This window comes from Nitrospira marina (assembly GCF_059568365.1).
Window position 1 is genome coordinate 4426912 of sequence record NZ_JCANTH010000001.1, and the last position, 19573, is coordinate 4446484.

General features: G+C 47.5%; 20 protein-coding genes and 1 pseudogene. 19 read left to right on the plus strand and 2 right to left on the minus strand.

Annotation, left to right across the window (positions count from 1 at the left end; genetic code table 11):
- Nucleotides 1-265: 265 nt before the first annotated feature.
- Together LX98_RS19135 and hisS are read right to left on the minus strand one after the other, a co-directional pair.
- Nucleotides 266-610, minus strand: a complete 345-nt coding sequence (locus LX98_RS19135; RefSeq protein ID WP_496430364.1) for a DsrE family protein — start codon at nt 608-610, stop codon at nt 266-268.
- 171 nt (nt 611-781) lie between these two features.
- A complete protein-coding gene (gene hisS, locus LX98_RS19140; RefSeq protein WP_496430365.1) occupies nt 782-2032 on the minus strand; it encodes a histidine--tRNA ligase in 1251 nt (416 codons plus the stop codon).
- A 196-nt stretch (nt 2033-2228) separates the two neighbouring features.
- On the opposite strand from hisS, the gene rpmH reads away from it, so the two are divergent.
- The 19 genes and pseudogenes from rpmH to LX98_RS19235 all read left to right on the plus strand — a co-directional run bounded on the left by rpmH (nt 2229) and on the right by LX98_RS19235 (nt 19493).
- Nucleotides 2229-2369 (plus strand): 50S ribosomal protein L34, encoded by a 141-nt coding sequence (gene rpmH, locus LX98_RS19145; protein ID WP_376753392.1) that lies wholly within the window; start codon nt 2229-2231, stop codon nt 2367-2369.
- A 33-nt stretch (nt 2370-2402) separates the two neighbouring features.
- Nucleotides 2403-2708, plus strand: a pseudogene (rnpA, locus tag LX98_RS19150) (ribonuclease P protein component); the annotation flags it as partial.
- 10 nt (nt 2709-2718) lie between these two features.
- Nucleotides 2719-2928, plus strand: coding sequence for a membrane protein insertion efficiency factor YidD (gene yidD / locus LX98_RS19155; RefSeq protein WP_376753420.1), 210 nt, complete (start codon nt 2719-2721; stop codon nt 2926-2928).
- A gap of 69 nt (nt 2929-2997) precedes the next feature.
- The gene (yidC, locus tag LX98_RS19160; protein ID WP_496430366.1) at nt 2998-4740 is read left to right on the plus strand and encodes a membrane protein insertase YidC; all 1743 of its coding nucleotides are present in this window, start codon (nt 2998-3000) and stop codon (nt 4738-4740) included.
- Between the two features lie 20 nt (nt 4741-4760).
- Nucleotides 4761-6215, plus strand: coding sequence for a tRNA uridine-5-carboxymethylaminomethyl(34) synthesis GTPase MnmE (mnmE, locus tag LX98_RS19165; RefSeq protein WP_496430367.1), 1455 nt, complete (start codon nt 4761-4763; stop codon nt 6213-6215).
- 45 nt (nt 6216-6260) lie between these two features.
- Entirely contained in the window at nt 6261-8123 is a 1863-nt protein-coding gene (gene mnmG / locus LX98_RS19170) for a tRNA uridine-5-carboxymethylaminomethyl(34) synthesis enzyme MnmG (protein ID WP_496430368.1), read from the plus strand.
- Between the two features lie 114 nt (nt 8124-8237).
- Complete coding sequence (gene rsmG / locus LX98_RS19175) at nt 8238-8897, plus strand: 16S rRNA (guanine(527)-N(7))-methyltransferase RsmG (protein WP_496430369.1); 660 nt, start codon at nt 8238-8240, stop codon at nt 8895-8897.
- 57 nt (nt 8898-8954) lie between these two features.
- Nucleotides 8955-9725 carry an AAA family ATPase gene (locus tag LX98_RS19180; RefSeq protein ID WP_496430370.1) on the plus strand — a complete coding sequence of 257 codons (771 nt, stop codon included), beginning with the start codon at nt 8955-8957 and terminating at the stop codon, nt 9723-9725.
- Nucleotides 9703-10560 carry a ParB/RepB/Spo0J family partition protein gene (locus LX98_RS19185; RefSeq protein ID WP_496430371.1) on the plus strand — a complete coding sequence of 286 codons (858 nt, stop codon included), beginning with the start codon at nt 9703-9705 and terminating at the stop codon, nt 10558-10560. Before LX98_RS19180 ends, LX98_RS19185 begins: the two co-directional genes overlap by 23 nt.
- Before the next feature lie 156 nt (nt 10561-10716).
- The gene (locus LX98_RS19190) at nt 10717-11217 is read left to right on the plus strand and encodes a polymer-forming cytoskeletal protein (RefSeq protein WP_496430372.1); all 501 of its coding nucleotides are present in this window, start codon (nt 10717-10719) and stop codon (nt 11215-11217) included.
- Nucleotides 11218-11319: 102 nt separating this feature from the next.
- Nucleotides 11320-11796, plus strand: coding sequence for a bactofilin family protein (locus LX98_RS19195; protein WP_312645608.1), 477 nt, complete (start codon nt 11320-11322; stop codon nt 11794-11796).
- The gene (mnmA, locus tag LX98_RS19200; protein WP_496430373.1) at nt 11796-12947 is read left to right on the plus strand and encodes a tRNA 2-thiouridine(34) synthase MnmA; all 1152 of its coding nucleotides are present in this window, start codon (nt 11796-11798) and stop codon (nt 12945-12947) included. Before LX98_RS19195 ends, mnmA begins: the two co-directional genes overlap by 1 nt.
- 132 nt (nt 12948-13079) lie before the next feature.
- Nucleotides 13080-13619, plus strand: coding sequence for an ATP synthase F1 subunit delta (gene atpH / locus LX98_RS19205; protein ID WP_496430374.1), 540 nt, complete (start codon nt 13080-13082; stop codon nt 13617-13619).
- A gap of 3 nt (nt 13620-13622) precedes the next feature.
- Nucleotides 13623-15143: a F0F1 ATP synthase subunit alpha gene (gene atpA / locus LX98_RS19210; RefSeq protein WP_496430375.1), complete on the plus strand. Its 1521-nt coding sequence runs from the start codon at nt 13623-13625 to the stop codon at nt 15141-15143.
- 12 nt (nt 15144-15155) lie between these two features.
- Nucleotides 15156-16031 (plus strand): ATP synthase F1 subunit gamma, encoded by an 876-nt coding sequence (gene atpG / locus LX98_RS19215; RefSeq protein WP_496430376.1) that lies wholly within the window; start codon nt 15156-15158, stop codon nt 16029-16031.
- Nucleotides 16032-16102: 71 nt separating this feature from the next.
- Complete coding sequence (atpD, locus tag LX98_RS19220) at nt 16103-17560, plus strand: F0F1 ATP synthase subunit beta (protein WP_312645598.1); 1458 nt, start codon at nt 16103-16105, stop codon at nt 17558-17560.
- Nucleotides 17560-18015 carry a F0F1 ATP synthase subunit epsilon gene (locus LX98_RS19225; protein WP_496430377.1) on the plus strand — a complete coding sequence of 152 codons (456 nt, stop codon included), beginning with the start codon at nt 17560-17562 and terminating at the stop codon, nt 18013-18015. The genes atpD and LX98_RS19225 overlap by 1 nt, the downstream gene beginning before the upstream one ends.
- On the plus strand, nt 17972-19009 hold the full coding sequence (locus LX98_RS19230; RefSeq protein WP_496430378.1) for an RluA family pseudouridine synthase: 1038 nt from the start codon (nt 17972-17974) through the stop codon (nt 19007-19009). Before LX98_RS19225 ends, LX98_RS19230 begins: the two co-directional genes overlap by 44 nt.
- A 43-nt stretch (nt 19010-19052) precedes the next feature.
- Nucleotides 19053-19493 (plus strand): hypothetical protein, encoded by a 441-nt coding sequence (locus tag LX98_RS19235; RefSeq protein WP_496430379.1) that lies wholly within the window; start codon nt 19053-19055, stop codon nt 19491-19493.
- The last annotated feature ends 80 nt before the right edge of the window (nt 19494-19573 follow it).

Consider the following 19573-nt stretch of genomic DNA (forward strand, 5'->3'; position numbering starts at 1 on the left):
AAAGCCAAATCCGAAAAAAATATTTTTTCCAAAAACTCCTGGTAGGAAATCGGCTCATATGATCTGGAATCTTCTCCACTCTCTCCTTCACTGCGTAAAACAAAAACCTTGGAGCTCGGAAAATGCTGTAAATCCAGTCCATTTTGAAGAAGCAAAACGGATGGATCCATTTCCGATACAGCGGAATCTGTTTCCGGAATGAACGTATTCCAGTCGTACTGGTTTTTCGTACAGATATATAAAATGTTTCTCATTGGCGGCACCGTTAAAAGGTTAAAACGCGATCAGCATGAGAAACGAGTGAAGCTATTTGAGATGGAGACGACTCTTGAATGGTAAATTCCTGATCTAGGGCAAAAGTTTTCCCGCTCCCTATAGGGACCACAATCGGCAATTCTAAATTTTTGATAGCCGGGAGATATTTTTCCAGAATTTCGCCATCAGGAAGGTCATCGGCCTCATCAGAAATTAACTGTCTGGCATTTTCTAAAAGAATAATCTTTATCGGATTGGGACCGGTAGATAATCCCAACGCAATTCGCATAGCTTCGGAGGCCCGATGAGTGCGGGTGGGGTCTTCTCGAATAAGGATAACCAGATTTTTTGGCATCCCTTATTGATACCTTGGCTTAATACGTAAAATGCTGGATTTGTTAATGAAATTTATGGAGGATAGTTTTTGAATAAAAAAATATCGTTTCCTATTGAAAAATAAGAAAAAAACCCTAACATCAGGTAGAAAAAATGTCAAGAAAAAACCCAAGATATCTTGTCCCACTTTTTATAAGGTTAAGGATTGTATTTTTTGAGAAATTTCTTTTAGCTTCACGGATTCCTGAGCTTTGGTCGTCATGTTCCGGATGATGGCCGTTTCTGAGCGGGCTTCATCGTCCCCAAGAATAATGGCATAACCGGCTCCAAGTTTATCCGCGGATCGAAGGAGAGATTTTAAATTGACACTTTTATAGTCTGTGTCTGCCCGTATGCCTAGCTCTCTTAGTTCGTTAAGAAGATTGAAAGCTATCGGTTTGGCTTCCTTTCCAAACCCGGCCACAAAAAATAAAGGAATTTTGGGGGAGGCTATTTGTTCAGGAAGAAGGAGAGCCACTCTTTCTAGCCCAACAGCAAAACCGATAGCAGGGGTGGACGGCCCCTGGAGTAATGCGACTAATCCGTCATAGCGGCCTCCGGCCCCAATGGTGCTCTGAGCCCCTAAATGTGGAGAAGTGATTTCAAAGGTTGTGCGGGAGTAATAATCCAGACCTCTCACTAAACGGTAGTTCAAGGAATACGGGATGTCTATGGACGTGAGTCCATCGAGGACACTTTGAAAATGAGCGGCCGATTCGGGGGAGAGGTGGTCGAAAAGAGTGGGGGCGTCCTTTGTCGCTTCCTGGCAAATCGGGACCTTACAGTCGAGAATCCTTAAGGGATTCGTCGTGTACCGACGCTGGCAGTTACCGCAAATCATTTCTAATCTAGAAGAAATGAACTGTTTGAGCTCCCGAATATAGTTTTCACGATCTTGAGTATTGCCAATCGAATTCATTTGCAAAGTGAGATCTTTAAGTCCCAGCGAGCAAAAAAACCTCCATAAAAGGGCAATTACTTCGACATCCATGAAGGGATCTTCGGTCCCGAATGCTTCAACCCCAAATTGGTGAAATTGCCGGTATCGACCTGCTTGCGGTCGTTCATGACGGAACATCGGGCCAAGATAATACAGTTTTCGTGTAGAGGGTGATTCCAGAAGATGGTGCTCCAACACAGCTCGCACCACCCCGGCCGTACCCTCAGGACGTAACGTCAGAGAACTCCCATCTCGATCAGGAAAGGTATACATCTCTTTTTCTACAATATCGGTTTCTCCTCCTATACTCCTGGCATAGAGTTCAGTGGACTCGAATATCGGAATACGTATTTCAGAAAATCCGGATTGGGCAGCAAGGGTATGGGCCAATGTTTCCATATAGCGCCATTGCGGGGTTTGCTGAGGCAAAATGTCCTTAAGACCCTTAATGGAGCGTAACACGGTAAGCCTTATTCTGCTGAAGAAAATATAGGGGAAAAGAGAATCCGACTATATCTTTCCGCCAGAATCCAGTCAACGAATCAATGGGTTGGTGTGTCAGTTTAGGAGGGAGAAAATACGTTTGACTCTTGCCCTTTGCCCCCATAAAATGGCGTGTTCATAAGAAATTGGCTAAAAGGAGAACAATGCCGTGTCAATGACCTATCGACAGCCCTCTAATTTAAAGAGAAAACGAGATCATGGCTTTAGAAAGCGCATGAGCACTAAGAATGGGAGAAAGGTCCTTGCCCGTCGTCGAAAGAAGGGCAGGTACCGCTTGACGGTTTCTGATGAGTAAGGGGAGGGCTTCCCGTTTTTTTTAAAGAAAAAATATGAATATGATGGAGTGAAGGCCAATGGGTCTGTTGTGCGGAACCCATTTTTTACCCTCCTTGTTAGTCGTGCACCCAATCATGATCCGTCTCGGATAGGAATTATCGTCGGTCGACGAGTGGGCAAAGCCGTTACGAGAAATCGGCTGAAACGGATTTTTCGTGAACTCGTCAGAGAATCGCAATCTGGAATGACCGGTGGTTTTCATTGCATCGTGTACCCAAAAATCATGGTTTTGGGTGTGAAGTACCAAAGGATAGGGGAAACCTGGAAGAACACATTAGCCAAAGCCGGTCTTCTTTAATAAATAAATGATAGCCTCGGTTTTAAAAAAAATTATTGCAGTCTACCAATATGGAGTTTCCCCGTTTATGGGAACCTGTTGCCGTTTTGAACCGACATGTTCTCATTATGGCTTTGAGGCTATCCATAAACATGGCGCGATGAAGGGTGTGGTCTTAATGGCTGGTCGAATTCTCAAGTGTCATCCATTCCATCCTGGGGGGCTGGATCCGGTTCCCTGAACACTGAATATTTTGCCTCCGTTTGATTGTTAATTACCACCAGCTTTATGGGACTCACGAGCTAGAAAAATGGAAAAGCGCGTCGTCCTTTTCCTTATTCTTTCCTTAGGGATTATCTTTGGGTATGACCTGCTCCTGAAGGAGTTGGGATATTCTCCATTCTCTACCAGTCCGATCATCGATCAAGAGCTTACAAACAGTTTGCCGGAAAAAGGGGCGGATGCTGAGACCACCTCCTCTTCTTCTTTATCTGAACCCTCTTCAATATCCTCCTCCATTCCTTCTGTTGAGTCATCGCTTACTGAAGAGATCGTGGTTGTTGAAACCCCGCTTTTTCGAGCTGATATTTCCGGCCAGGGAGGAGTCATAACTTCCTGGGAGTTAAAAAAATATCTCACTCAGACAGAGGAGAATGTTCCCGTCCAATTGGTGTATCCAAATGGACAGTTTCCCGAGCCACTCACGGTGCAGATCAAGGGAAACGAAGGGGAGACTCGGCGTCTTCGTCAAGGGAACTTTCAGATCCAAAAAGATTTTAACGAATTAGATGAATCGCATCCTACCGGTAGAGTGCTTTTAACCCATTCGTCTTCTGAATCCGACCTGTGGCTCCAAAAGGAACTTACATTTCATTACGATTCCTATGTGGTGGATATTATTATTCGCACCAGGGGGATTTCAGGTGACATTGATGTGCTTTTGGGCACCAATTTTGGGGTGGTGGAATGGGGACAGGGATTCATTGGATTACTGGGATCTGCCTGGATGGTCGGGGATGATTTGGAAAAATTGTCTCCCGATGCAGAGGCTCCTATCCTGCGACGCGATGGTCCGGTCAGGTGGTTAGCCCTTCAGGATAAATATTTTATGAGTGTATTTATCCCGGAAAATGCGAACGGCCTGTATTCTAAACTTGAAACCGAAATGGTTGTCTCTGCTGGCATGTCTCTTCCGGGGGGATCTGGGGAACAAGTCCATAAGACAAAATTGTACGCTGGTCCCAAAAAATACGATGTCCTTAAGTCTTTCGAGATCGGGTTGGAAGATACCATTGATTTTGGATGGTTTATTTATGGCAGTTGGAGCATTGTGAAAGCCGTGGCGAAGCCGCTGTTTTCAGTTTTACGGTTCATCTATGACTATACCCATAATTATGGTGTGGCCATTATTTTACTGACCTTAGGGATTAAATTGTTATTTGTTCCCTTGCAATACAAAAGTTATAAATCAATGCAAGGGATGCAAACCATCCAACCCAAGGTTCTGGCACTACAGGAGAAATTTAAAGATAACAAGGAAAAACTCAACCAGGAGCTGATGAAGCTCTATAAAGAGCATAAAGTGAATCCAGTCGGTGGATGCCTCCCTATGGTGCTGCAGATGCCGGTGTTTGTTGCCCTCTTTAACATTTTGTATATGACGATCGATCTTCGCCAGGCTCCGTTTATGCTGTGGGTAACAGACCTTTCTGCCCAAGATCCGTATTATGTGCTGCCTGTGCTAATGGGGATTTCTATGGTGGTCCAACAAAAAATCATGCCCACCACGATGGATCCCACTCAGGCGAAAATGATGATGATTCTTCCTGTAGGGTTGACCTTTTTGTTTGTAACCTTCCCCGCAGGTTTGGTGTTATATTGGGTCACCAATAATGTGCTGACCGTGACGCAGCAGTTTGTGACCGACAGGTATATATTGAAAAAACCGAGAGGTGGGTCTACGGATCAATCTCCCAAAGGGAGCGAACCTGCTTTGGAATCCGGAAAAAAGAAACGTTCGTCATCTCCCTCGGGCTCTTCCTCTAAATCCTAATCCTGCCTCGGTCTAAGCTTATGGGCTCTTTAGACGACACCATCTGTGCCGTAGCCACCCCTATGGGCGAAGGGGGAGTGGGGATTGTTCGAGTCAGTGGAACTCACGCCCTTCCTGTGGCCTCAAGTATTCTTCGATTACGTTCGGGTAAACCTCTTGAACAGATCAAGCCCTACCAGTTGTACCTGGGTCAATTTGTTTGGAACCCTCGTCAATCTGAAGAAATTGTGGGAAGAGAGATTTCCTCGGCATTGGATGAGGTGCTGGTTGTGATGATGCGAGCCCCACGATCCTATACGGGAGAAGATGTCGTTGAAGTGCATGCCCATGGAGGACCGGTCATTGTGAACGCCATTTGCGAAGCTTTAACGCAGGCTGGCGCCAGATTGGCTGAACCTGGGGAGTTTACGAAGCGGAGTTTTTTGAACGGACGGATGGATTTAACACAAGCGGAGGGGGTCTTAGATACCATACGCGCCAATTCTCTTCAGAGTTTAAGGATGGCCCAGGAGCACCTACAGGGTCGGCTATCTATGGTCATCCAACATCAACGGGACCGTCTCGTGAAACTTGTTGCCCACTTGGAAGCCGGGATGGATTTTGTGGATGATGATATCCAGTTTATTGACCAGAGCGAGCTCAAGCATAAAACACAGGAGGTCTTGCGAGAAATCTTGCAACTATTGGAGTCCGCCGAAGAGGGCCGAATGATTCGAGAAGGCATTCGCACTGTCATTATTGGGCGACCCAATGTAGGAAAGTCCAGTTTGTTAAATGGCATACTGGGCACCAATCGAGCTATTGTATCTCATATTCCTGGGACCACGCGTGATGTACTCGAAGAGGCTATTATGGTTGAAGGAGTCATGATACGGCTTTTTGATACTGCCGGATTACGAGAGACGACGGATGAGTTAGAAAATGAAGGAATGAATCGCGCCACTCAGGCTATTGAAGAAGCTGACGTGTTGATTATGGCATTTGATCGAAGCTCAACACTTAATGAAAAAGACTTATTTTTTATTGAAAAATATCATGAAAAACCCTGTGTTATGGTGCTCAATAAAATCGATTTACCGGCCAAATTTTCTCAGCAAGAACTGCAGGGTATGGTCAGCCAACCTAAAAAAAATTCTGAAAATAAGTCTGTGGGAGAGAAGAGGTATGTCGAAGTCTCTGCAATAAGCGGTGAAGGTCTTGATAATTTAAAAAAAGCCATCAAAAGCCTGGCTGTTGGTCGCCAATATGAGGCCGGTGATTCAGTGCTCGTTTCACGGCTGAGACATAAAACATTACTTCAGAATGCAGGAGAGGCCTTGAAAAACGCGTTATTGGCCATAGATGATGGCCTTTCAGCCGAATGTGTGGCGTTAGAATTACGAATGGCACTGAATTCTCTTGGAGAAATTGTCGGTGCCATCACGAATGAGGATATTTTGGATCAAATTTTTCGAGAGTTTTGCATCGGGAAGTAAAAGCCATACCTGGAAAATTGTTCATAACAATACGGATTAGAACCAATGAGTATGAAATGTGACATCGTTGTCGTCGGAGGAGGTCATGCCGGGTGTGAGGCTGCCCTTGCGGCCGCCAGGATGGGATGTAGGGTGGTGATGCTAACCATTGATTCCAAAAAAATCGCCACGATGCCATGTAATCCCGCCGTAGGAGGGATCGGGAAGGGCCATCTCGTCAAGGAAATCGATGCTCTGGGTGGAGAAATAGGATGGAACACCGACCAATCCGGCATTCAATTCCGTGTGCTCAATACGCGGAAAGGACCGGCCGTGCGTGCCACGCGAGTCCAATGCGACAAACAGCTTTATGCCAATAGAATGCAGGAGACGGTAAGCAGCCAGGAAAATTTATCAATTATTCAAGGCACAGTTAATCGGATTCTGACGCAGGGCGGGGCGGTCAATGGTGTCACGACCAATAGCGGGGAAACTATTTTCACGAAAGCGGTTGTCCTGACATCAGGGACCTTTCTGAAAGGTCTTATGCATATTGGATTGAATCATCTTCCCGGCGGGCGAGCCAGTGAGCCCTCTGCAGAGAATCTATCGGATTGCATGAGAGACTTTGGATTTGAAATTGGACGATTAAAAACAGGAACTCCTCCGAGGATAGATAGAGATTCAATAGATTTCAGCGTCATGATTCCGCAGCCTGGGGATTCGGTTCCTCGACCATTTTCTATTCGAACCACTCACCTTCCCAATCCGCAAATTCACTGTCACATTACTTATACGAATGATGAAACTCACCGAATTATAAGGGAAAATCTTGATAGATCACCGATGTACTGCGGAATCATTGAGTCAACAGGGCCGCGGTATTGCCCCTCGATTGAAGATAAAGTGGTCCGGTTTTCTGACAAAAACAGGCATCAGATTTTCATGGAACCTGAAACCCTTGAGTCACGCTCATTCTACCCCAATGGGATTTCGACCAGCTTGCCGGTGGACGTACAGCAGGCCTTTGTTCGAACGATACCTGGTCTTGAACGGGCGGTTTTTCTTAGACCAGGCTATGCGATTGAATATGATTACTTCCCGCCACGACAGCTTCATGAAACATTAGAAACGAAACTCGTTAAAGGACTCTTTCATGCCGGGCAAATAAATGGGACATCTGGCTATGAAGAAGCTGCGGCGCAGGGAATTATGGCGGGGATTAACGCTGCTCTTCAGGTGAAGGGTAAGAGTCCGCTTATTTTAGATAGGTCACAGGCGTATATTGGTGTTTTAATTGATGATTTAATCACAAAAGATGCCCGTGAACCGTATAGAATGTTTACCTCGAGAGCCGAGTATCGTTTGCTTCTTAGAGAGGATAATGCTGACTTCCGTCTAACGGAGCACGGCTACCGTATCGGGCTTGTGCCTGAGAGAACATTTAATACCTTTCAGGAAAAAAAGGGGAAGATTGAGCGGGAAATACAGAGACTTCATGCCACTGCGCCAAGATCATCAGGGTTGGTCCTTGAGGACATGATTCCAATGGAAAGCTTTTCCCCCAATTCGTCCCTTGCGCAACTTCTTCGAAGGCCTGAAGTTTCCTATCATCATTTGGCTCAGTTTTTAAATGGAACAATTGAGGATAATCCTGACGTGGTCGAGGCCATTGAAATAACCATCAAGTATGAGGGGTATATTAAGCGGCAGGAGCAACTAATTGGACAATTTAAAAAACTTGAGCATCGACATGTTCCAGATAACTTTAACTATGATGATATCAAAGGGTTTTCACATGAGGTTGTTGAAAAACTTAAGAAAGTGCGCCCTTCATCCATCGGACAGGCTTCACGAATTTCTGGAATGACTCCTGCCGCCATGTCACTTCTCCTGGTTGCCGTGGAAAAGCATAAAAAGGCCAGCTAGTTTTAATTGGCTTATCTTCAGCCAGGCTTTGGCTTTTATTCTTCAGCTTTTCCAATTTAAAAGCTCAATGGAAATTTTTTATTTTTACGCTTCATGAAAAATGGGATGTTCCACGTGGAACAAAGCGATCAATCTTTTAATTTCCTCGATCATTTCATGCAGGGGGCTCATAAGCTTGGGCTTTCATTTTCTGAGGAAATACTTTGCAAATATGGTCTGTATTACGAAGAATTGCGTCGTTGGGACCGCTCAATTAATCTGACCGGTCTTCGCACAGACAGCGAGCGGACCGTTTTATTATTTGTCGATTCGTTGGCTGGACATTTGGCCCTTGGAAATGATCCTGATATCAGAATGGTTGATATTGGAACGGGTGGTGGTTTCCCTGGCATACCGCTTAAGTTGGCTTTGCCTTCTCTGGATGTTGTATTAATGGAACCCAGATCTAATAAGACAGCTTTCCTCCATTACATTATTGGGAAGCTTGATTTACACAAAATTTCTGTTGTCCCACGTCGGTTGGAAGACTTTGATTCTATGGCGGTGCAGGAAGAAAAGTGTGATGTCGCCATCTGTAAAGGGGTTAATGTCGACCACATTCTGCCGCATCTTGACCGTATTTTAAAAAAAAGTGGAAAACTAGTTGTATTTCGATCGAAAAATATTGACAATCATTCTCGTCTCAATGGGATGGTAGTGTTTGAAGAATTATCGTATGGTTTACCGTTTGGGTATGGAAGCCGTGTCTTGTCGGTTTTGAAATATGAATCATAAGCAGGCAATTGCCATGTTCCACGTGGAACGATTGCTAATAATGATGTTTATTTGATTATGTTGAAACGAACCATTGCTATTGCCAATCAGAAAGGTGGAGTTGGAAAAACCACAACGTCTATCAATCTTGGCGCGGCTTTGGCGATATCTGGAAAATCTGTGTTATTGATTGATTTGGACCCACAGGCCAATGCGACTAGTGGATTGTCAATTGAGCCTCAAGGCGCAACTATTTATGAATGTTTAATGGATAGGCGCTTGGTTGAAAGCGTAATTTTACCTACTAATATAAACGGATTAAGTGTGGTGGCCTCAAAGGGCGATTTGGTCGGGGCGGAAATCGAACTGTCCAATCTCCAGGACCGTCAAATTATTCTGAAAAATGTCTTGGATGGAGTTGTGGACTTCGATTTTATCATCATTGATTGTCCACCTGCCTTCGGCCTCTTAACCATCAATGCTCTTGTTGCAGCCTCTGACCTGATCATTCCGGTGCAATGTGAGTATTATGCCATGGAAGGATTGGGTCGTTTATTGGGAAATGTCGAAAGAATTCGGGAGTCATTTAATCCGGAGTTAGCTATTCAAGGCATTGTGTTGACGATGTATGATTCAAGAATTAATCTTTCGCGGCAGGTGCAAGATGAAATTCGAGGATTTTTTGCAGATAAAGTCTTTCAGACTGTTATCCCAAGGAATGTGGCGTTGGCTGAGGCACCGAGTCATGGGAAGGCGGTTTTATCCTATAATGCCGCATCTAGTGGAGCCAAGGCCTATCTTGACCTCGCCAAGGAGATTTTGAGGAATGGAAAAGAAAGCGTTAGGTAAAGGGCTTCAGGCCCTACTTCCTGAAAAAAAGACTCTTGTCTGGAAAGTGGAGCAGGATGGTCAGGCGGTCTCCATGATACCATTGGACCAGATTCTCCCAAACCGCTATCAGCCCAGAACGACATTTTTGGAGGCGGAATTAGATGAGTTAGCGCAATCCGTCAAAGAGCATGGCGTACTGCAGCCGATTGTGGTCAGGAGAAAAGGCGATGGTATGTACGAACTGATTGCCGGGGAACGCCGGTTTCGAGCGGCAAAAATTGCCGGGCTGCAAACCATTCCTGTCCTGGTGAGGAATTCCAACGATGAAAAGGCCTTAGCGATCGCGTTGGTAGAAAATATTCAACGTGAAAATCTCAATCCTATGGAGGAAGCTAAGGCCTATTCCCGATTAATGGGGGAATTCGGCTTAACTCAGGATCTGGTTTCACGCTCTGTGGGTAAGGATCGTTCCTCCATTGCGAATATTGTGAGGCTGCTCACGCTGCCCAAGGATGTCCAAGAGTATATTGAGGCGGGGGTCATCAGTTTAGGTCACGCAAAGGTATTAGCGGGCCTGCCGACTCCAGCGGCACAAATTCAGCTTGCACGGAAGATTGTTTCCGAGCACCTCTCTGTTCGCCAAATCGAGCAGATGATTACCGTGCAGAGAAAAGGTAAAGGCGCCAAATCAAAAAAAGAGGAACCCAATAGATTTCGAAACCTGGAAGAGCAATTTCGAAAACGCTTGGGTACTAAAGTCCAGGTGAAGGCGGGAGTCAGGGGAGGGCAGGTCGTCATCCATTATTTTTCCGATGATGAACTGGATCGGATTGCTTCATTGGTTATGGAGTAGAATTTGAATAATCCAACGGATGGCTTCTGAGCGAATGGGCTCTCCTTTAAGATGTTAAAGGATCATGATGTTGGCAAATGGTCGAGCTAATATTACCGGGTATCGAGTCAGCCATGAAGGAATTGGAGCACACAGTTATCGAGGAGGGAGAGGCTCATGTTTTTCAAAAAAGGCGAAGAAAGCACTCAGGATATGGGAGAAATGAGTCAAGGTCAGGAGAAGGAACCAGCTGTGGTGGATAGTCCGGTGACTTCAGCCGGTCAGCAGGAATCAGGCGATATCATCGCCTTTGTTGGTGAAGAGGTGACCTTTAAGGGAATCATTCGGTATCAGGGCACGGTTCGAGTGGATGGCCGCCTGGAGGGTGAAATATATACCGACGGGAATTTAATTATTGGGCAAAAAGCGGTCATTGCTGCCAAGATTCATGCAGGAACCATTATGTGTCAGGGACAATTGACGGGGGATGTCGAAGCCAAGCATCGCGTGAAATTGTTATCCCCAGCTGTCTTTGAAGGGACAATTACCTCCCCCCTTCTTTCGATGGATGAGGGAGTGGTGTTTAATGGGACCTGCAATATGCCCCAAAAACTGGAGCGAAAAGGCAAAGAAGCCAAACTTGTGATTTCGGTAGAAGAAGCCGTGAAGGTGAAATAAAAGCAATCTTCTGCAAAAAATAGGCGGCTAGTTCCCGGTTGGACATGGAGATCCTAGCGTGCAACTTGAGGGCTCTTTACTGGATGAGAGGAGGAACGATCTATGTGGGGTGAAAAAGAAAAGAAAAAGGAATTAGGATTTGGGCAGGAATTTTATACATTTCTGGGGAAGGGTGTTGATTTTAAGGGCAAAGCTCAATTTGAGGGCACGGTGCGGGTGGATGGTAACTTTGAAGGGGAAATCACGATTGATGATACCCTCATCATTGGTGAAAGTGCCGTGATCAAAGGGACCATTACAGGTGGAACCATTGTGAACAGTGGCCGGATTGAGGGTGTGATTACCGCAAAATCAAAAATCCAACTCCTTAAGCCGGCGGTTCTCATTGGTGATGTTCATACCCCCATTTTTGCCATGGAAGAAGGCGTGTATTTTCAAGGGGAATGCGATATGGGTTCCGCTCCAAAATTAGAAGCGCCTTTGGACAATAAGATCCTTTCCAATGGACAAGGCAAGACGATTCCCAAGGTTGAGCAAAAATTAGAAAAAAAATTAGAAACAGAGCCGTTGAGTCGCTAATGCCTGTCTCTAATTCCAAAAGGGTTGTCTTGGGCATGAGCGGCGGTGTGGATAGCTCCGTGGCTGCCAAATTATTGAAGCAGCAGGGGTACGAAGTGATCGGGGTCACATTAAAAGTCTGGGAGGAAGAAGATGCCACCTCCGTTTCCAAGCGTTGGCAGGAACGGGGATGCTGTAAAGTGGGAATAGCCAGACATGTGGCAGAGGTATTAGGGATCTCTCACAGGGTCATCGATACCCGTGAACGTTTTCAAAAGGGAGTCATTGATGATTTCATTGGGGGGTATCTCCAGGGAACCACGCCTAATCCCTGCGTGCGGTGTAATGAACGAGTGAAATTTGGAGGTCTCTTCCAGGTGGCCGATGCACTTGGAGCTGACTATATTGCGACCGGCCACTATGCCAATATCAAACACGATGAAGGAGGAACCCCTCTCCTGGTTCGTGGGAAGGATGCTAATAAAGACCAATCATATTTTCTCTATCGAATACCACCCAGTTGGCTCTCAAAAATGATGTTTCCTTTAGGAGACATGGAAAAACCTGATGTCTGGAGGGAAGCGGAGGCTATGGGCCTGCCGGTAGACGAACTCAAAGAAAGCCAGGAAATTTGCTTTGTGACGCAGGGTGATTACCGACAATTTCTCAAGCAGCATGCACCACAGGCTTCGAGTCCTGGGACGTTTGTGGATGAAAAGGGAAAGGAGCTTGGCCAGCATCAAGGCGTGGCCTTTTATACGCCAGGCCAACGAAAAGGATTGGGTATTGCCGGAGGAAGCCGTTTGTATGTGCAGCGCGTGCTTCCAGACATGAATATGGTGGTCCTGGGTCCCGCCGAAGATTTAGATTCCAGGGAATGCCTGGTTTCAGACTTGAATATTTTCTCTCCAGAGTCATTGCAGCATGCAAGCAAAATTGATGTGAAATTTCGTTATAGTACTCCGCCAGTCCCAGCGACGTACCGATGGTCAGATTCCACTTCGATGACAATAAGGTTTGATGCGCCTGTTCGGGCTTTGAGTCCTGGCCAGTCAGCGGTTTTTTACCTTGGAGATCGTGTATTGGGAGGTGGAATTATTCAGGGGCCAACCCCAAAGAAAAATATACAGATGTGCGAGGAAACCGACTCAGCTGCCCGCCCCCAACGATAATTGGGAACCAGAAAAAATTCCCTTTATATCCGCTCTTTCCGGTTGACAGGCTGCATCACTCATGCTAGTTTCACCCGCTTAACACACGCCCAATTCCGTTCAACACGTGGCTGCCTGGAATCTCTGTAAACTGTGAATAAAAGCACCATTGGGCGCCGATATGCATCGGCGCTTTTCCAACTGCTCGATAAATCGGGTATTGAACCCGCACGAAGTGCCTTAAGCGCATTGCAACAAGGCTTGGAGGAAACCCCTGCCTTGAAGCATGTCCTCGCATCACCAGTTTTTAATTTTGAGGAAAAACAGGCTGTCCTGAATGAATTGAGTCAAAGGATGGAGGCCCCTTCGGTCATGCGGGATTTCCTCACGCAACTGTTGAAAAAGAATCGAGCCATGTTGCTCCCTGAAATTTCAGAGGCCTTTGCGGAATTGGCTGATCAACAACAGGGAGTTCAGCAAGTCTGGGTGGGCTCGGCCAAACCATTACAAGCGGCCGAGAAAGAACAGATCAAGCAAGAGTTGTCTCAAACGCTGCACCATGGAGTCGAAGTGGCTTTTGAGGTAGAGCCCCATCTTATTGCGGGATTGAGAATAAAAATTGGCAGCCGGGTATTTGATAATACGGTGTCGGGTCGACTAGCCGGTATGCATGATCAGTTGACGAAGGGATAATCCATGCAGATCAAAGCAGAAGAAATCAGCTCCATCATTAAGGAAAAAATCAAAGGATTCGAGCAACGGGTTGATGTCAAAGAAATGGGCTACGTCATCCAGGTGGGTGACAATATCGCCAAGGTTTATGGTTTAGAAGGGGCGATGGCAGGAGAGTTGTTGGAATTTCCTGGTGGAGTGTACGGAGTGGCTTTGAACTTGGAAGAAGATAGTGTCGGAGCGGTGCTTCTGGGCGAGGATGTGGGAATTCGTGAAGGAGATCCGGTGAAACGCACCGGACGAATTGCCGAGGTCCCGGTCGGGGAAGCGTTGGTCGGACGGGTTGTGGATGCCATCGGGATGCCTATTGATGGGAAGGGTCCAATCAATACCACGGAGACACGGCTTATCGAAATTCGGGCGCCAGGTGTGGTTGATCGGCAATCGGTGGGAGAACCCCTTCAAACGGGGCTCAAGGCCATTGATGCCATGATTCCGGTCGGTCGAGGCCAACGGGAGTTAATTATTGGAGACCGTCAGACTGGGAAAACCGCTATTGCGGTTGACACGATCATCAATCAAAAAGGCCTGGGTGTGTTTTGTTTTTACGTGGCCATCGGACAAAAACGATCGACGGTAGCTCGAGTGGTGAAAACCCTGGAGGATCATGGAGCCATGGAGTACACCACGGTGGTGTCCGCCACCGCTAGCGATTCGGCGTCGTTGCAATTTTTTGCACCGTATGCCGGTGTGACCATGGCCGAATATTTCCGTGACAATGGGAAGCATGCGCTTATCGTGTATGACGATTTGTCCAAACATGCCACCGCCTACCGCCAGCTTTCTCTGCTTCTTCGACGTCCACCAGGACGTGAAGCCTATCCGGGCGATGTGTTCTTTTTGCATTCCCGGTTATTGGAGCGGGCCGCGAAGATGAGTGATGAGAAAGGCGCCGGCAGTTTGACGGCATTGCCGATTATTGAAACGCAGGCAGGTGACGTCTCCGCCTATATTCCCACGAATGTGATTTCTATTACTGATGGACAGATCTATCTGGCAGCTGACCTCTTCTATTCCGGTATTCGGCCGGCGATTAACGTTGGGTTATCAGTTTCCCGGGTTGGAGGGGCTGCGCAAATTAAAACGATGAAGCAGGTGGCTGGAACTCTCCGGCTCGATTTGGCGCAGTATCGGGAAATGGCAGCCTTCGCCCAATTTGGCAGTGAATTGGATAAAGCTACGCAAGCTCAATTGGCTAGAGGTGCGCGCATGGTCGAACTGCTGAAACAGGAACAGTATAAACCCTTGGCTGTGGCCGATCAGGTGTTGTCAATTTATGCCGGGGTGAACGGGTTTCTTGATAATGTTCCCGTGAATAAAATTCGGGAATTTGAGCAAGGTCTGTTAGCGTATATTAAAGAGAAACACCCTAATGTGCGGGAAGAGATCGTGACCAAAAAGAAGATTGATGAGGAATTTGGGGGTAAGTTAAAAAGCATCATTTCCGAATTTAAACAGTCCAAAGGCTACGATCAAGCCGGGTAAAGTTTTTTTGCTATGCCAAGTCTTCAAAGCCTCCGACGAAAAATTGCGTCTGTCAAAAACACGCAAAAGATAACCAAAGCCATGAAAATGGTGTCTGCGGCTAAGTTGAAACGCGCGCAGGATCGTATCTTAGCGGCTAGGCCCTATGCGCATCAGTTACGGGAAGTCATGGGACACCTGAGCGAACGGGTAAACCGTGCCTCCCATCCTCTCCTTCAGCGCCGGGACGGGAATGCGACGGAACTTCTGGTGGTTACAAGCGACCGCGGGCTTTGCGGGGCCTTTAATACCAATATTCTCCGTCAGGCCGTCGAATTTTTGGAAGAGCAGACCAGACAGGGGAAACAGGTGTCGGTCAGTCTCGCCGGTAGGAAATCGATTGATTTCTTTCGACGACGCAATTGGAAGATTCGTCAGCAATGGGGGGGAGTCTTCGATCGGCTCAGTTTTGAGCATGCCCTGGATATCGGGCAGGACATTATCTCCCAGTATCAAGAAGGCACCTTTGATCACTTATATGTGGTCTATAACGAATTTAAATCGGTCATGCAGCAGCAGGTGATCATCGAAAAGCTGCTCCCAATTGAATCAGTCCAGGAGCCTGGTGGAAGGGAGATGCCGGTGGCAGCCGGGAGTTATCTGTATGAGCCAGATGAAAATGAATTATTGGCCACCTTATTGCCGAAACATTTTGAAATACAAACGTATCGGGTCTTATTAGAATCGGCTGCCGCGGAACAGGCTGCACGAATGACGGCCATGGATGGGGCCACACGGAATGCCGGAGAATTAATCAAAAAGGTCACGTTATTTTATAACAAGACGCGCCAGGCGGCGATTACCAAAGAATTGATGGATATCGTGGGAGGCGCAGAGGCCCTGAAATAAATCGAAGGTTGATCCTGGCCGGGCACGGGAGACCGTGTGCCGTTCACCAATCTTTTTCAACCAAGGAGTCTATGGTGGGTACGGATGTCGGAAATGGAAGAGTCATTCAAGTCATTGGACCGGTGGTGGACGTGGAGTTTCCTCCAGGGAAACTTCCTCATATTTTTAATGCCATAACGATCACTCATCGCTCGGACGGTCAGAGCGGACAGTCGGACATCCAGGTCACCTTGGAAGTGGCCCAGCACCTTGGGGAAAACCGGGTACGGGCCGTGGCAATGTCTTCGACCGATGGATTGGTCCGGGGTTTAGAGGTGAAAGATACCGGTGCGGCAATTTCTGTTCCCGTTGGACGGGAAACCCTTGGACGGGTCGTCAATGTTTTGGGTGAACCTGTTGATGGCTTCGGTGCCGTCAAAACGGAAAAACGATGGTCCATTCACCGTCCGGCCCCTGCGTTAGAAGACCAGGAAACCAAAACTGAAATATTGGAAACCGGAATTAAAGTTATCGACCTGTTGGAGCCCTATGCCAAAGGGGGAAAGGTCGGGTTGTTCGGTGGTGCCGGTGTAGGTAAAACCGTCATCATCATGGAACTTATCAATAATATCGCCCTTCACCATGGCGGGTTTTCAGTTTTTGCCGGCGTCGGTGAACGGACTCGTGAAGGTAATGATCTTTGGCATGAAATGCAGGAGTCCAAGGTCATTGATCCTCATGATTTTTCAAAATCGAAAGCCGCCTTGGTTTATGGGCAAATGAATGAGCCACCAGGAGCTCGCCTCCGGGTGGGCCTTACCGGACTGACTATCGCCGAATATTTCCGCGATGAGGAGCATCAGGACGTTCTGCTTTTTGTCGACAATATCTTTCGGTTTACTCAGGCCGGATCCGAGGTATCTGCCTTGCTCGGTCGAATGCCATCAGCCGTGGGGTACCAACCGACGTTGGGGACGGAGATGGGGACTTTACAAGAACGGATCACGTCGACCAAGAAGGGATCCATCACTTCGGTTCAAGCGATTTATGTGCCGGCTGACGACTTGACTGACCCAGCCCCGGCAACGGCGTTTGCCCATTTGGATGCCACCACCGTGTTGTCACGACAATTGGCCGAGTTGGGCATCTATCCTGCGGTCGATCCATTGGATTCCACCTCAAGAATTTTAGATCCCCATATTTTGGGTGACGAGCATTACCAGGTAGTGCAACGGGTACAAGGCACTTTGCAACGGTATAAAGATCTTCAAGATATCATCGCCATCTTAGGCATGGACGAATTATCCGAAGATGACAAGCAAACGGTGGCCAGGGCGAGGAAACTCCAACGGTTTCTCTCTCAGCCCTTCCACGTGGCAGAAGCCTTTACTGGATCCCCCGGGAAATATGTGAAACTCGTTGATACCGTTCGAAGCTTCAAAGAAATCGTGGATGGTAAATACGATGATCTTCCAGAACAAGCCTTTTATATGGTTGGGCCAATCGAAGAAGCCATCGAAAAAGCTGAAAAACTCGGATACAAACGATAATGGCAGGTGCTGGTGTGGCGACGTCATCAGGGAAAATTCTTTTAGAGGTGGTCACTCCTGATCACCGTTTGATCAGTAAGGAAGTCGACTACGTGTCTGCTCCTGGAAGTGAGGGAGATTTCGGTGTCCTGCCTGGCCATTGTCACTTTCTGACTACCTTGCGAATTGGCGAACTTCAATACCGTATTGGTGAACAGACTGAATACATGGCTGTGCTCTGGGGGTTTGCTGAAGTGACGCCGAATAAGGTGACGATTCTGGCCGAAATTGCCGAAAAGGCTGAAGACATTAATGTAGAACGGGCCGAGGATGCCGTTCGAAAAGCTGAAGAACGTCTGGAGCGTGGTGGGTTACCCTCGGAAGTTGAGGAAGCTCGCGTCAGTTTGGAAAAGGCCCGCCTCCGGCAAAAAATTGCCGGTCGCCACCGCCAACAGGCCGGTTCTCGTCTTATATAAAGTAACCGATCGCGCCGTTTTTTTATCTGCCATGCCGCATGTCGCTACGCGGACGGAGTTCATCGTCACCGCAGGCGAATCGCCCAAACGCCTCGATCATTTTCTTGCCAATCGCGAACCCTATTTTTCCCGAACAGCCCTCCAACGATTAATTGAAGACGGCCATATAACGGTCGGTGGTCAGGTTGTGAAACCCAGCCACAAGGTCAGGCCTGGGGATTGCGTTGTGCTGGTCGTACCGCGTCCAGAGCCGGTGGCAATCAATCCTGAACCAATTCCCCTTGTCATCCTCTATGAAGATGAATTCCTATTGGTTCTCAACAAACCGGCCGGCCTTGTGGTTCATCCGGCTCCGGGTCATTGGACCGGGACCTTGGTTAATGCGCTCCTGCATCACATGCAACGCGGGGAAGGGCATCTTTCAACTATTGGAGGAAAGGAACGCCCGGGGTTGGTGCATCGACTTGACAAGGAAACGACAGGGATTTTAGTGGTGGCGAAAAATGATCAGGCTCACCGGATTTTGGCGGGACAATTCAAAGCCCACTCCATCATTCGGGTCTATGAGGCGTTTGTGTGGGAAGGGCCCAAGACACGGGAAGGCCGGATTGAGTTGTCGATCGGACGAGATACCAAGGATCGGAAAACCTTTTCCGCACGCACAACCAATCCCAAGGAGTCGCTGACCAGTTACCGGGTGAAAGAACGATTTGGGGCAGCGGCGGCACATGTGGAATTATTCCCTGGCACAGGACGCACGCATCAGCTACGAGTTCACCTCAAGGCTATCGGATGTCCAATCTTGGGTGACCAAACCTATGGAGGGAAAAAAGTTATGGTTGTTGGAGGGATTGGCATTCCCCGTGTGATGTTGCATGCCAAAGTTCTTGGTTTCGTACATCCTGTATCTAACAAAATGGTGACATTTTCAGCGGAGTTGCCTGAAGATATGATGACCGTCCTGAATGCCTTGAAGGGCAAGGAGGACGAATGATTGTCTTGACAAGCAGGCAAGCGATTGGAGTAGATTCCAACATATGAATAAAGAGGCAAAACCGGAACCTGGGCAGGTGGTTGACACATTAGGAGAACTGATTGCCAGTCTGGCGGCTTTTGCCGCGAAGGTGCCGGCCAAGTCCATGCTGGCATTGTCTGGTGGAATTCGTCCGACACCGGAGGCAGTCGATGCGTATGAAACCACGGTCTATCGATTTCGTGACCGAGTGGGAGTCACATACAAAACTCTCCCTCCATTATTTGTCGAATCCTTGGAAGCCTTTGAGGCGGGAAAAGTATTTGATGCCGTGCCTCCCCTGTTGCAATGCGTCGAACAGTTGGTGGAATTGCACAATCAGGAAACTATTAAATTCACTCCACCTCAACAACAACGCCTTCGTGACTATCATCGCCGCTTAGAAAGACTGGTCCCTGAAGCCACCCAATCCGAAATCGATCTCCCTACCCCTGAATCGTATTAATCATTTCATCATAACTGCGCAGGATACCCAAAGCTTACTCAGGGGAGTTTCACTGGGGAATAGTCGCAGAAAAATTTCCT